The following is a 12,312-nucleotide window of genomic DNA, read 5'->3' as shown; positions in this document are numbered from 1 at the left end:
AATGCTGGCCGGATGACGATTGGAAACCCGGCCGGATGAACGTCGGAATCTGCAGTCAGGCGGTTCGGCAGATCGCGGATGCCGTGGTCGTAGACATAGGTGAGCGAGCCGTAACATGGTTGGTCGCTATCCAGTTGCTCCGCTGGTCCCACGGCCTCCCGCGCCAGGGCCTCGCGCGCCATGTCGCGAAAAATCTCGGACCGGCTCTTGTAGCCCCGCTTTTGACAGAGGGCGTCGATCTCACTGAGAAGGTCGTCTTCGACCGTGATTGTAATGCGTTCCATAGTATCCCGTCGTCGGCGGGGCGAGTCCCGCGATTACGCGTGACATAGGCGCCGAGTTGCAGTCACAAACAAAGGCAGCTCTGATCAACGCAGCCAATGCCAAGCGTATCGCGAAACGCGCGTGAATTGGAGAGTCCGCCGCCGCCCTCACGCCTGCAAGCGCGGCGTCCGGCGCACGCATTGGCTTGGCCGCCTCGCGGCCTGGTGCTTCCATTTTCCGGACCGGAGGCAATATGATCTGCGACCGGATATACTGGTCCCGCAGCTTCAAGGTGCGATCAGCTCTCGGACACTTGGAAGCGGATGCGCCATGAAGCGAAGCCGCCGTTACGCGCGAGGCGATGCGGTGCCCGTTGTCCTTCCGACCCGTCGGCTTCGCTGCGAACGATGCGGCGCCGACTTCATGTGCGGATCGGTGTCCTCCGATTCCCGTTCATTCTGCTGGTGCCAGGATCTGCCGAAACTGGAGGTCAAGCAGGCCGAAGGCGATTGCCTCTGCCCCGAGTGCCTGCAATGCGAAATCAGGCATCAGCAGCCAGGACGAAATACCCCCAGATCCTGATCATCTGTTCGAAAGTTCACCGTCTCCAGGTGGGCTCCGCCTCCGGTCCGGCAGGGTCGAACCCTGCCGGCTGGGAACGCCCGCGGAGGGCGCGGGCAAAAGACGGGAGCCCCTGACCAACGGCCGGCCTCCTCTGTCTCGGGCAAGACCGAGCCAGCGAGGGCAGCGGCAGACGCCGCCGCCCTGGCGGATCAGTTCGCGACTGCTCGGATCTGCCGCGCGGCGGCGACCATGTTGACGAGCGCGGGCTTCACCTCCTCCCACTTGCGGGTTTTCAGGCCGCAGTCGGGATTGATCCAGATCTGGCTGTCGTCAAGCCGCTGGCGGGCGCGGGACAGGAGATCCGTCATCTCCACGACGTCAGGCACCCGTGGCGAGTGGATGTCGTAGACGCCGGGACCGATCTCGTTGGGGTATTTGTAGGTCGTGAACGCGTCCAGCAGCTCCATCTTCGAGCGCGAGGTCTCGATGGAGATGACGTCAGCATCCATGGCACCGATGGCGTCGATGATGTCGTTGAATTCCGAGTAGCACATGTGGGTATGGATCTGCGTCTCGTCGGCGACGCCGGACGCGCACAGGCGGAAGCTCTCCACCGCCCAGTCGAGATAGGTCTTCCACTGCGACGTGCGCAGCGGCAGTCCTTCGCGCAGCGCCGCCTCGTCGATCTGGATCATGGCGGCCCCGGCCTTCTCCAGATCCCCGACCTCGTCGCGGATAGCGAGGGCGATCTGCCGGCACGCCGCGCTGCGGGGAACATCGTCGCGCACGAATGACCAGTTGAGGATGGTGACCGGGCCGGTGAGCATGCCCTTCATGGGCTTCTTGGTCAGCGACTGGGCATAGGTCCACCACGCCACCGTCATGGGCTTCGGCCGCGAGACGTCGCCGAACAGGATGGGCGGGCGCACATAGCGGGAGCCGTAGCTCTGCACCCAGCCATGCTTGGTGAAGGCGAAGCCGGCGAGCTGCTCGCCGAAATACTGCACCATGTCGTTGCGTTCGAACTCGCCATGGACGAGCACGTCGAGGCCGATCTCTTCCTGCCAGAGCACCGTGCGCTCGGTCTCCTCGCGCAGGAACCGCTCATAGGCCGCATCGTCGAGCGCACCCTTGGCGTGAGCCGAACGCGCCTTGCGGACCTCCGCCGTCTGGGGGAAGGAACCGATGGTCGTGGTCGGGAAGGCGGGTAGGTTGAACCGCGCCCGCTGGGTCGCGGCCCGCGAAGCGAACGGGCTGCCGCGCTTCACCATCGCGGCGGTGACGGCCGCGACGCGCGCGGCCACGGCCGCATCATGCACCTTCGGCGAGGCCTTGCGCGCCGCCGCGGCATCGGCCGAGGCCTGGAGCTTGTCCCTCACGCTGTCGCGGCCTCCGCCTAGGGCGGCGCCCAGCGTCGCCAGCTCATCCATTTTCTGGACGGAGAAGGACAGCCAGGACTTCAGGTCCGGATCGAGATCGCTCTCCAGGTCGAGGTCGATCGGAACATGCAGCAGGGAACAGGACGGGGCGATCTGGATGTGATCGGTGCCGCGCCGCGTGACCACCCGCTCCACCCGGTCGAGCAGCGCCGGCAGGTTCGCCCGCCAGATGTTGCGTCCATCGATGACGCCGAGGGACAGGACGAGCCCTTGAGGCGCCTTCTCCGACACGGCCTCGATCTGCTCCGGGGCACGCGCCAGATCGACATGCAGCCCTGCCACGGGGAGTGACAGCGCAGTGTCGAGATTGTCGCCCAGCGCGCCGAAATAGGTGGCCAGCATGATCTTGAGCCGCGGCAAGGCGTGGGCGAACGTGGCATAGGCGCGCCGGAGCGCGTCGCGGGCCGCCGCGTCGAGGTCGAGGACGAGGCATGGCTCGTCGATCTGCACCCATTCGGCGCCGTTCGCCCCAAGGCGGCGGAGCACGTCGATATAGACCGGCAGCAGGTTACCAAGGAGCGACAGCGGGTCGAACGCGGGATCCTTGCTCTTGCCAAGCCTGAGAAAGGTGACCGGGCCGAGAAGCACCGGACGGGTCTGGTAGCCCAGCGCCTTGGCGTCGCGATATTCGTCAACCGGCTTGAACGACGCCAGCTCGAACGTCTGCCCGGGCACGAACTCGGGCACCATGTAGTGGTAGTTCGTGTCGAACCACTTCGTCATTTCCTGCGCTGGAACGCCATGCCCATGGTCGTGATGACCATGCGCGCAGGCCTCTTCTGAGGACACGCCCTGCGCGCCCCGCGCCATGGCGAAATAGGTGTCGAGCGATACCGTCCCGCCGGTCCAGCCGTAAATCTTCGGGATGGCTCCCACCATGACGCTGGTGTCGAGTACCTGATCGTAGAGCGAGAAATCGTTGGACGGGATGACGCTGACGCCAAGCGCCTTCTGGCGCGCCCAATTCGCGGACCGGAGAGCGGCCGCCGTTTCCAACAGGGCCGCCTCGTTGGACTTGCCCGACCAATAGCTTTCGAGGGCGATCTTGAGCTCGCGGCGCGGACCGATGCGGGGCGTGCCCAGTGTTGCGACGGGTATGGTGGAATGAGTCACGGCTTGAGCCCTTGATGTTAGGGCAAGGCCATGGCGGCAAGCGATCAGGCTCCGCGCGGTCGAACCCGGCGAAGCCAAAGCGCACCACCGGGACACCCCGCCCGAGGTCGTTTTATAGTGTCGGGGCAGGTCTCCTGGCTCGCGGGTCAACGCCTCAAGTCCGGCCTTCCCGGGATCGCTCCCAGTGACACTGATGGACTTCGGCTCACCGCTTACAGTTGCGGGGGCAGCTCCGGCATTGGCTCTGCTCTCTCGCGAGAACATTGCCGCACCGGCTTCCCTCTTAGCTCTGGCGCCTGAAAGGCCCAGAGACCACGACGCGTTTAGCTTGCGTCGGAGGATCGCCCCCTGTCAAGCGAGATATAAAGACATCTTTATATCGTAAATTCTACCGACGAGTGATTGCTGAATTGAGCACCACCGGCATCCCGGTCCGCTGTTGCACCTGCTTGTCCTGCTCTCGCCATGCCTCGATAATCTGCGGATTGGCAACGAGGCACGCGATTTCCCTGGCCGGAAACAAGGGAAACTGCGCCGTATGATTGCCATCCCCGATCCCTGCCGCGACCGCATGTGGGCAGGCGTCCATCCTTGTACCAGCGCAGGCGCTCGCGGGAGCTGATGCCAAGGGTCCGGTCGACGGCCTTGGGGGTCAGAGGGGTGGAAAGGACCGTCGCGACCCGCTTCTCGAGACGCCGTGCGAGCCCGTGGATAGAAGCTTCATCTGTCGCTTCAAATCGAAAAAGAAGAGCGCCGTCGTGCCCCTCGACCTCGACGCCGGCTACCTTCTCGACCGCGCGCCGGACCAGATTGCACGCCACGCGGATGCGCCACTCAAGGTCGACGGGGGGCAGCCCCCGAACGGCGAACGCGAGCAGGATATCGCCTCCGCTCTTCAGGACAGTCAGGCGATCAGCCGTTTTCATGTTCAACCTCGGCGACCTTCGTACTCTCTCGCGACAGTCTTGCCCCATCCATGACCGCCCGCCCCCCAATGGCTCGGTCAATTCAACAAACAGTAGCCCGATCATCCCGCCGAATGGGGCGCAACCATGGTGCGGCGGATCCTGATGGCTAGCCCGGCCTGCTCCGTCAGTTCGCGGCGTAGGGCGTGAAGACGCTCTGGTTCTCGTCCACGGCGAGCGCTCGGCCGATGAGCGGAAAAGCCCGCTGCGGGCAGGCGGGACGTTCGCACACCTTGCAGCCGGCGCCGATGGGCGTGGCGGCGGCCGGATCATCCAGCGCCAACCCCTTGGAATAGACCAGCCGCCCCGCATGGCGGATGTCGCAACCGAGGCCGATGGCGAAGGTCTTGCCCGGATCGCCATAGCCGCCGGCAGCGTGATGCACCGTGCGGGCGATCCACAGATAGGTGCGCCCGTCGGGCATCTGCGCCACCTGGGTCAGCATCCGGCCCGGCTGGGCGAAGGCCTCGTAGACGTTCCACAGCGGGCAGGTGCCGCCGACGCGGGAGAAGTGGAAATCGGTCGCCGATTGCCGCTTCGAAATATTTCCCGCCCGATCCACCCGAATGAAGAAGAACGGCACGCCAAGGGCTCCCGGCCGCTGCAGGGAACTCAGCCGATGGCAAATGGTCTCGAAGCCGACGCCGAAGCGTGCCCCAAGCCGCTCGATGTCGTAGCGCTCCTTCTCGGCAGAGCCGAGGAAAGCGCGGTAGGGCATCAGCACCGCACCGGCGAAGTAGTTGGCGAGGCCAATGCGGGCGAGGGCCTGCGTCTCCATCGCCCCCGCTGCGGCCTCTCCGGCAAGGCGTTCGACGAGCGGACTTTGCTCGAGGAAGGCGAGCTGGGTGGCGATCTGGAACGCCCGCTGGCCATCGTCGAGCCGACGGGAGAGGCGCAGCACACGTTCACCGGCCAGAAAGCGGCGCTGCGCGACCTCGTCTTCGGCGCGCTCGATCCTCACGCCGTGGCGGGATTCCAGATGATGCGCGAGGCCCTCCGCAATGTCGCCCGGCACCAGATGAGCCTCATGCGCCAGCCGTTCGGCGGCATCGTCCAGCGCCGCGAAATAATTGTGGTGAGCATAGAAGAAATCGCGCACCTGCTCATAAGGCATCAGCGCCGCCGGCGTCGCCATGCCGCCTGAGCCGAGGCCGAGTTCGCCGGCCATGGCGTCCGCCCGTTCGAGCGCATGGCGCCACCGCCGATGCAGCGCCACCACGGCGCGCCCTACGGCCGGCATGGCTGAGGCGACCTCCTTCAGCTCGGCGAGGCTCACCTGCTCGCCACCAGCCGGATCGGTGAACACTTCGCGCAGATCGGCGATGAGGCGGCCCTCATCCCCCTCGGAGAAGAGCTGCACGTCCACCCCGAAGATCTCGTTGATCTTCAGCAGCACAGGCACGGTGAGCGGCCGCTGGTTCTTCTCCAGCTGGTTGAGGTAGCTGCCGGACAGGCCAAGCGCCTGGGCGAGCGCGGTCTGTGTGAGGCCGCGCTCTTCTCTCAGCCGCTTGAGGCGGACGCCGACGAAGGTCTTCTTCATGGCTGCCTCGCGGATTTGCAAAATTCGCAAATCGCTCCCCAAGGCTTCGCAAATCCACGCATTTTCAGTCGTTCCACCGATATCTCGCGGCGAATATTGTGAGGAAACGATCCGGCCGCAAGCGATTTCGAAAGCCTGCGCGGCCGGCGTGGACCAAGCCGGATTGCGGAAGGAAGATCCCATGGGGCAGCGCAAGAGCTACGCCGAACTCGTCGCCGAACTGACCGCGCGGTTTCCGGATGGCGTGGCACCGGGCGGCGTGAGCGTGGACGACATCGTCCAGCTGCGCCTGCAGAACACCTTCGACACCCACCTCGACATCGCCCGCGCCATGGCCGGCGTGATGCGGGCCGACATGGCCGCCTATGACGCCGATCCTTCGAAGTTCACCCAGTCGCTCGGCTGCTGGTCGGGCTTCCATGCCCAGCAGATGGTGAAGTCCGTGAAGCGCCTCAACGGCACGGCCCGTGGGGCCTATGTCTACCTGTCCGGCTGGATGGTGGCGGGCCTGCGCAACCGCTTCGGCCATCTGCCGGACCAGTCCATGCACGAGAAGACCGCCGTGGCGGATCTGATCGAGGAGATCTACGTCTCCCTGCGCCAGGCCGACGAGGTGGCGATCAACGACCTGTTCAAGGCGCTGAAGGCGGCCCGCGCCGCCGGGGACAAAGCGGCAGAGAAGGCGGCCATCGCGGCCATCGACGGTTTCGAGACCCATGTGGTCCCGATCATCGCGGATATCGATGCCGGATTTGGCAACGAGCACGCCACCTACCTGCTGGCCAAGGAACTCATCAAGGCCGGCGCCTGCTGCATCCAGATAGAGAACCAGGTCTCCGACGCCAAGCAGTGCGGCCACCAGGACGGCAAGGTGACGGTGCCGCGCGAAGATTTCATCGAGAAGCTGCGCGCTGTCCGCCTCGCCTTCGAGGAACTGGGTGTGGCGGACGGCGTCATCGTCGCGCGAACCGACAGCCTTGGCGCTGGCCTCACCCAGAAGATCCCGGTGAGCCAGCGGCCCGGCGACCTCGCAAGCGAATACACGAAGTGGCTGAAGGTGGAACCTGTCACGCTGGAAAAGCCGCTGCACGAGGGCGAACTGGGCCTGGTACTGAACGGCGAGCTGGTGCGCCCCGTGCGCCTGCCCAATGGCCTGTTCGCCTTCAAGGACGGCTCGGGACGCGCCCGCGTCATAGAGGATTGCATTGCCGCCCTCACCGAAGGCGGCGTCGATCTGCTCTGGATCGAGACCGACACGCCCAACGTGGACGACATCGCCGCCATGGTGGCGGAGATCCGCAAGGTCGTGCCGAACGCCAAGCTGACCTACAACAATTCGCCGTCCTTCAATTGGACGCTGAATATTCGCCGTCAGGTCCGTGCCGAGTGGATCGCGGAAGGCCGCATCGTTGCCGACGCCTATCCCGACGGCGCCCTGCTCATGTCCGCCAAGCTCGACGACGACGACCTCGGACGGGAGGCCGACGCGCGGCTCGCCCGCTTCCAGGCGGATATCGCGGCACGGGCCGGCGTGTTCCACAATCTCATCACGCTGCCCACCTTCCACCTCACCGCCCTCGCCACCGACGAACTGAGCCACGGCTACTTCGGCCCGGACCGCATGAAGGCCTACGTGAACCGGGTCCAGCGCGAGGAGATCCGGCGCGGCATCTCGGCGGTGAAGCACCAGCACGAGGTGGGCTCGGACCTCGGCGACAGCTTCAAGGAGATGGTGGGCGGCGAGCGCGCGCTGAAGGCCGGCGGTCACGCCAACACCATGAACCAGTTCGCGGCGGAATGAGCGCCATTCAGCACGGGAGTATTCTCATGAACGCCGAATTCAAGCCCGTCGCGCCGCCGGAGCTTCCTGAGCGGGATCGCGCCATCAACCGGGTCGCCGACGCGGTGCACCGTGTCAACGAAGCCATCCAGCGGGCCGTTGCCGCCGGCGTCTCCGTCGAGCTGGTGCGGGTCTCCCGCCACCATGACGGCGCCGGCGCCTGGGGCGACCAGATGATCCCCCTGGTGCGCGAGCCGGCGACGCCGGGCGCCTCCTGAGATGGGCGCCCCCGCCGTATCTCCCGAGGCCGGGCCAGGCCCGGCGGCCATTGTGCCGGGTCCTGACGAGACCTCGTTCGTGGAGATGGTCTTTCCCGATCAGGCCAACCACTACGGCACCCTGTTCGGCGGCAACGCCTTGAGCCTGATGGGCAAGGCCGCCTTCGTGGCGGCGACACGCCGGGCCCGCTGTCCGGTGGTAATGGCAACCTCCGACCGCACGGAATTCCATGTGCCGGTCCGTGTGGGGGAGCTGGTCGAGCTCAACGCGCGGGTGATCCGGGTGGGGCGCACTTCCATGACCGTGGTGGTGGAGATGACGGCAGAAGCCCTCGTCACCGGCGCCCGCCGCCTCGCCGTGCGCGGCTCCTTCGAAATGGTGGCGGTGGATGGGACCGGCAAGCCCGTCCCCGTGCCCCGTCCCTCCCTTCTCTCCGAGGAAACACAGACGTGAAGCAGCATACCGTCCGCACCCACACCTCTGCCGAGAACCTTCCGCGCGCTGAGCAGCTCGCCTGGAGGATCGCGGAGGTCGCCACCGATCCGGTTCCGGTGGAAGCCGAGGTGGTGGAGATGATCGGCAACCGCATCATCGACAACGCGGCGGTGGCCGCCGCCTCTCTGCTCCGCCGCCCGGTAGCCAGCGCCCGGGCGCAGGCGCTCGCTCATTCGTTCCAGGCGGGCGCGACCGTGTTCGGCCTCTCCTCGCACCGGCGCATGTCACCGGAATGGGCTGCCTGGGCCAATGGCGTGGCGGTGCGCGAGCTCGACTTCCATGACACCTTCCTCGCTGCCGATTATTCCCACCCCGGCGACAACATCCCGCCGGTGCTCGCGGTGGCACAGCATTGCGGGCTCGACGGCGCGGCGCTGGTGCGCGGCATCGCCACCGGCTACGAGATCCAGGTGGACCTCGTGAAGGGCATCTGCCTGCACGAGCACAAGATCGACCACATCGCCCATCTCGGGCCCTCCGCCGCCGCCGGCATCGGCGCCGCGCTCGGCCTGCCCACGGAGACGATCTATCAGGCGGTGCAGCAGGCGCTGCATGTCACCACCACCACGCGCCAGTCGCGCAAGGGCGAGATTTCCAGCTGGAAGGCCTACGCCCCCGCCTTCGCCGGCAAGATGGCAGTGGAAGCGGTGGACCGGGTGATGCGCGGCGAAGGCGCCCCGTCTCCGGCCTGGGAGGGGGAGGACGGCTTCATCGCCTATCTGCTCGGCGGCCCCAAGGCCGAATATGTGGTGCCGCTGCCCGAAAAAGGGGAACCCAAGCGCGCCATCCTCGACACTTATACCAAGGAGCACTCGGCCGAGTACCAGAGCCAGGCGCTCATCGACCTCGCCCGGCGGCTGGGGCCCAAGATCAAGCAGGCGGCCGGCGATCTCTCCAAGGTGGAGCACATCGTCATCCATACCAGCCATCACACCCACTATGTGATCGGCACCGGCGCCAACGATCCCCAGAAGATGGACCCGAAGGCGAGCCGGGAAACCCTCGACCATTCCATCATGTACATCTTCGCCGTGGCGCTCGAGGACGGTGGCTGGCACCACGCCCGCTCCTACGCTCCCGAGCGGGCCGCGCGGCCGGAGACGGTGGCGCTTTGGCACAAGATCTCCACCGTCGAAGATCCCGGATGGACGCGTCGCTATCACAGCCGCGATCCCAAGGAAAAAGCCTTCGGTGGCCGCGTGGTGGTGACGCTCGCCGATGGCCAAGTGATCGAGGACGAACTGGCGGTGGCCGATGCCCACCCGCTCGGCGCCCGCCCGTTCGGACGGACGCAGTACATCGCCAAGTTCCGTGAGCTGGCCGAGGGCGTCATCGCCCCCTCCGAGCAGGACCGCTTCCTCGGCACGGTGGAACGGCTCGTCAAGCTGAAGGCCGACGACCTGTCCGGGCTCACCTTCTCCGTGGATCCGGCTCTCCTTGGCGTGCCCAAGGCCACCGGCATCTTCGACTGGCGCGGGGTCACCGCTGGCGCGCCCGCTCTCACCGTCGTCTCCGGCTAGGGAGGAAAACATGCCACAGGATCAGACCATCGCGCCGGCCCCCAAGTCAGGCCTGACGAACTCGGGCTTGACGACCTCGGAACCGAAGGTCTCCGCGCCCAAAAAGTCCGTGGCGCTCTCCGGTGTCGTCGCCGGCAACACGGCGCTGTGCACCGTGGGCCGCACCGGCAACGACCTGCACTATCGCGGCTACGACATTCTCGATCTGGCGGAAACCTGCACCTTCGAGGAGATCGCCCATCTCCTCGTCCATGGCGCCTTGCCGACGAGCACCGAGCTCGCCGCCTACAAGGCGAAGCTGAAGAGCCTGCGCGGCCTGCCCGCCGCCGTGCGTCGCACGCTGGAGGAGCTGCCCGCCGCCGCCCATCCCATGGACGTGATGCGCTCTGGCGTCTCCGCGCTGGGCTGCGTGTTGCCCGAGGCGGCCGATCATAACCATCCCGGCGCGCGGGACATCGCCGACCGGCTGATGGCGTGCCTGGGGTCGATGCTGCTCTACTGGCACCATTTCGCGCAGAACGGCCGGCGCATCGAGGTGGAGAGCGACGACGACACCATCGGCGGCCACTTCCTCCATCTGCTGCACGGGCGCATCCCGAGCGAGGCGCATGTGCGGGCCATGCATACCTCGCTGATCCTCTATGCGGAGCACGAGTTCAACGCTTCCACCTTCACCGCGCGCTCCATCGCCGGCACCGGGGCGGATTTCTATTCCGCCATCACCGGGGCCATCGGTGCCCTGCGCGGACCCAAGCACGGCGGGGCAAACGAGGTCGCCTTCGAGATCCAGAAGCGCTACGCCGATCCGGCCGAGGCGGAAGCGGATATCCGCCACCGCGTCGCCGCCAAGGAGGTGGTGATCGGCTTCGGCCATCCCGTCTACACCGTGGCGGACCCGCGCAATGTGGTCATCAGGGAGGTCGCGCGCCGTCTCTCCGCGGAGGCGGGAGCCATGAAGATGTTCGAGATCGCCGAGCGCATTGAGCAGGTCATGGGCGAGACCAAGAAGATGTTCGCCAATCTCGACTGGTTCAGCGCGGTCTCGTACCATTTGATGGGGGTCCCGACGGCCATGTTCACGCCGCTGTTCGTGATCGCCCGGACCTCCGGCTGGAGCGCCCACATCATCGAGCAGCGGGCCGACAACAAGATCATCCGCCCGTCCGCCAATTACATAGGGCCCGAGAACCGGACCTTCGTTCCCCTGGAAGCCCGCGGCCGCATCAGCGCGCCCGTGCGCGCGGCCTAAGGAGGCCAGCATGCCTTATCTCGTCGCCTCCGACCTTCCCACCGAGCCCGCCGGCGCCCGCTTCAGGGCCCTGGTGGAGCGGGGTGGCATCCTGCCCATTCCCGGCACGCACAATGGCATGGCCGCGCTGCAGGCCAAGGCCGCCGGCTTCGCGGCGCTCTACCTCTCCGGCGCCGCCATGACCGCCTCCATGGGCCTGCCGGACCTCGGCATCATCACCGTGGACGAGGTGGCCTTCTTCATCCGCCAAGTGGCCCGCGCGAGCGGCCTGCCTGCGCTGGTGGACGGCGACACCGGCTACGGCGAGGCCCTCAACGTGATGCACATGGTGCGCACCTTCGAGGACGCGGGCGCCGGCGCGGTCCACATCGAGGACCAGCTCCTGCCGAAGAAATGCGGCCACCTCAACGACAAGAAGCTCGCCGATGCCCACGACATGGCCGCCAAGGTGGCGGCCGCCGCGAAGGCCCGGCGCCACCTCTATCTCATCGCCCGCACCGACGCGGCGGCGAGCGAGGGCATCGACGGCGCCGTAGCTCGCGCCAAGCTCTATGTGGAGGCTGGAGCCGACGCCATCTTCCCCGAAGCTCTCACCACGACGGAGATGTTTCACGAGTTCGCGCGGCGCATGCCCGGCGTGCCGCTGCTCGCCAACATGACCGAGTTCGGTCGCACGCCCTTCTTCACCGCCGCCGAGTTTGAAGACATGGGCTACCGGATGGTGATCTGGCCCGTGTCCTCGCTGCGCGTCGCCAACAAGGCGCAGGAAAAACTCTACGCGACGCTCGCCCGGGACGGTTCCACCCAGGCCATGGTGGGCGAGATGCAGACGCGCGCCGAGCTCTATGACCTGATCGGCCTCAGGCACTTCGAGGCACTCGATGCGTCGATCGTGGCGACCGTGGTCCCGACGCTCGCGGTAGAGTAGCGGGCTCTACTTCGCCTGTAGGGTCGGTGCGCAGATCGTCAGAGTTGATGCGAGGGTCCTTAGCGACCATTACCTCTCCCTGCAACTTTGGGCATCAATATCCCGAAACCCTTCAACACGACGGAGCGCGGATGGCTGCGCCGCTATCCACCTCGATCGAATTGCGCCATCTGCGC

General features: G+C 66.4%; 11 protein-coding genes and 1 riboswitch. Of the genes, 7 read left to right on the top strand and 4 right to left on the bottom strand.

From position 1 onward, the window contains the following. On the bottom strand, positions 1–284 hold a 284-nt coding region (locus tag KHC27_RS20225; RefSeq protein ID WP_213341648.1), incomplete at its 3' end, for a CopG family ribbon-helix-helix protein. A 310-nt stretch (positions 285–594) separates the two neighbouring features. Here KHC27_RS20225 and KHC27_RS21940 point away from each other — a divergent pair. Next, a complete protein-coding gene (locus tag KHC27_RS21940; protein ID WP_213341646.1) occupies positions 595–846 on the top strand; it encodes a cysteine-rich CWC family protein in 252 nt (83 codons plus the stop codon). A gap of 191 nt (positions 847–1,037) precedes the next feature. Here the strand turns inward: KHC27_RS21940 and metE are convergent, their stop codons facing one another. The 3 genes from metE to KHC27_RS20205 all read right to left on the bottom strand — a co-directional run bounded on the left by metE (position 1,038) and on the right by KHC27_RS20205 (position 5,885). Next, positions 1,038–3,380, bottom strand: coding sequence for a 5-methyltetrahydropteroyltriglutamate--homocysteine S-methyltransferase (metE, locus tag KHC27_RS20215; protein WP_213341644.1), 2,343 nt, complete (start codon positions 3,378–3,380; stop codon positions 1,038–1,040). A 107-nt stretch (positions 3,381–3,487) separates the two neighbouring features. Further along, positions 3,488–3,712: riboswitch (cobalamin riboswitch) on the bottom strand. Positions 3,713–3,754: 42 nt separating this feature from the next. Next, the gene (locus tag KHC27_RS20210) at positions 3,755–4,306 is read right to left on the bottom strand and encodes a hypothetical protein (protein ID WP_213341642.1); all 552 of its coding nucleotides are present in this window, start codon (positions 4,304–4,306) and stop codon (positions 3,755–3,757) included. A gap of 166 nt (positions 4,307–4,472) precedes the next feature. Beyond that, complete coding sequence (locus tag KHC27_RS20205) at positions 4,473–5,885, bottom strand: short-chain fatty acyl-CoA regulator family protein (protein ID WP_213341650.1); 1,413 nt, start codon at positions 5,883–5,885, stop codon at positions 4,473–4,475. A 181-nt stretch (positions 5,886–6,066) separates the two neighbouring features. Between KHC27_RS20205 and KHC27_RS20200 the strand changes: the two genes are divergently transcribed. The 6 genes from KHC27_RS20200 (at position 6,067) to prpB (ending at position 12,136) form a co-directional block, all read left to right on the top strand. Further along, positions 6,067–7,686 (top strand): isocitrate lyase, encoded by a 1,620-nt coding sequence (locus KHC27_RS20200; protein WP_213341640.1) that lies wholly within the window; start codon positions 6,067–6,069, stop codon positions 7,684–7,686. 26 nt (positions 7,687–7,712) lie between these two features. Further along, positions 7,713–7,943 carry a hypothetical protein gene (locus tag KHC27_RS20195; protein ID WP_213341638.1) on the top strand — a complete coding sequence of 77 codons (231 nt, stop codon included), beginning with the start codon at positions 7,713–7,715 and terminating at the stop codon, positions 7,941–7,943. 85 nt (positions 7,944–8,028) lie between these two features. Next, positions 8,029–8,397: an acyl-CoA thioesterase gene (locus KHC27_RS20190; RefSeq protein ID WP_246520149.1), complete on the top strand. Its 369-nt coding sequence runs from the start codon at positions 8,029–8,031 to the stop codon at positions 8,395–8,397. Continuing rightward, the gene (locus tag KHC27_RS20185; RefSeq protein ID WP_213341634.1) at positions 8,394–9,959 is read left to right on the top strand and encodes an MmgE/PrpD family protein; all 1,566 of its coding nucleotides are present in this window, start codon (positions 8,394–8,396) and stop codon (positions 9,957–9,959) included. The genes KHC27_RS20190 and KHC27_RS20185 overlap by 4 nt, the downstream gene beginning before the upstream one ends. A 10-nt stretch (positions 9,960–9,969) precedes the next feature. Beyond that, positions 9,970–11,208, top strand: coding sequence for a bifunctional 2-methylcitrate synthase/citrate synthase (prpC, locus tag KHC27_RS20180; protein WP_213341633.1), 1,239 nt, complete (start codon positions 9,970–9,972; stop codon positions 11,206–11,208). Positions 11,209–11,218: 10 nt separating this feature from the next. Beyond that, positions 11,219–12,136: a methylisocitrate lyase gene (gene prpB, locus KHC27_RS20175; RefSeq protein WP_213341631.1), complete on the top strand. Its 918-nt coding sequence runs from the start codon at positions 11,219–11,221 to the stop codon at positions 12,134–12,136. Positions 12,137–12,312 lie beyond the last annotated feature (176 nt).

The sequence above is a fragment of the Ancylobacter lacus genome (assembly GCF_018390635.1).
Lineage (GTDB): Bacteria > Pseudomonadota > Alphaproteobacteria > Rhizobiales > Xanthobacteraceae > Ancylobacter > Ancylobacter lacus.
The sequence above is the reverse complement of the archived record's forward strand: the minus strand, read 5'-3'. Positions and strand labels throughout refer to the sequence as shown.

Bases quoted from the DNA above. Each gene is read 5' to 3' on its own strand.
- KHC27_RS21940 (WP_213341646.1), top strand. From the start codon at position 595: ATGAAGCGAAGCCGCCGTTACGCGCGAGGCGATGCGGTGCCCGTTGTC.
- KHC27_RS20210 (WP_213341642.1), bottom strand. From the start codon at position 4,306: ATGAAAACGGCTGATCGCCTGACTGTCCTGAAGAGCGGAGGCGATATC.
- KHC27_RS20205 (WP_213341650.1), bottom strand. From the start codon at position 5,885: ATGAAGAAGACCTTCGTCGGCGTCCGCCTCAAGCGGCTGAGAGAAGAG.
- KHC27_RS20200 (WP_213341640.1), top strand. From the start codon at position 6,067: ATGGGGCAGCGCAAGAGCTACGCCGAACTCGTCGCCGAACTGACCGCG.
- KHC27_RS20195 (WP_213341638.1), top strand. From the start codon at position 7,713: ATGAACGCCGAATTCAAGCCCGTCGCGCCGCCGGAGCTTCCTGAGCGG.
- KHC27_RS20190 (WP_246520149.1), top strand. From the start codon at position 8,029: ATGGTCTTTCCCGATCAGGCCAACCACTACGGCACCCTGTTCGGCGGC.
- prpC (WP_213341633.1), top strand. From the start codon at position 9,970: ATGCCACAGGATCAGACCATCGCGCCGGCCCCCAAGTCAGGCCTGACG.
- prpB (WP_213341631.1), top strand. From the start codon at position 11,219: ATGCCTTATCTCGTCGCCTCCGACCTTCCCACCGAGCCCGCCGGCGCC.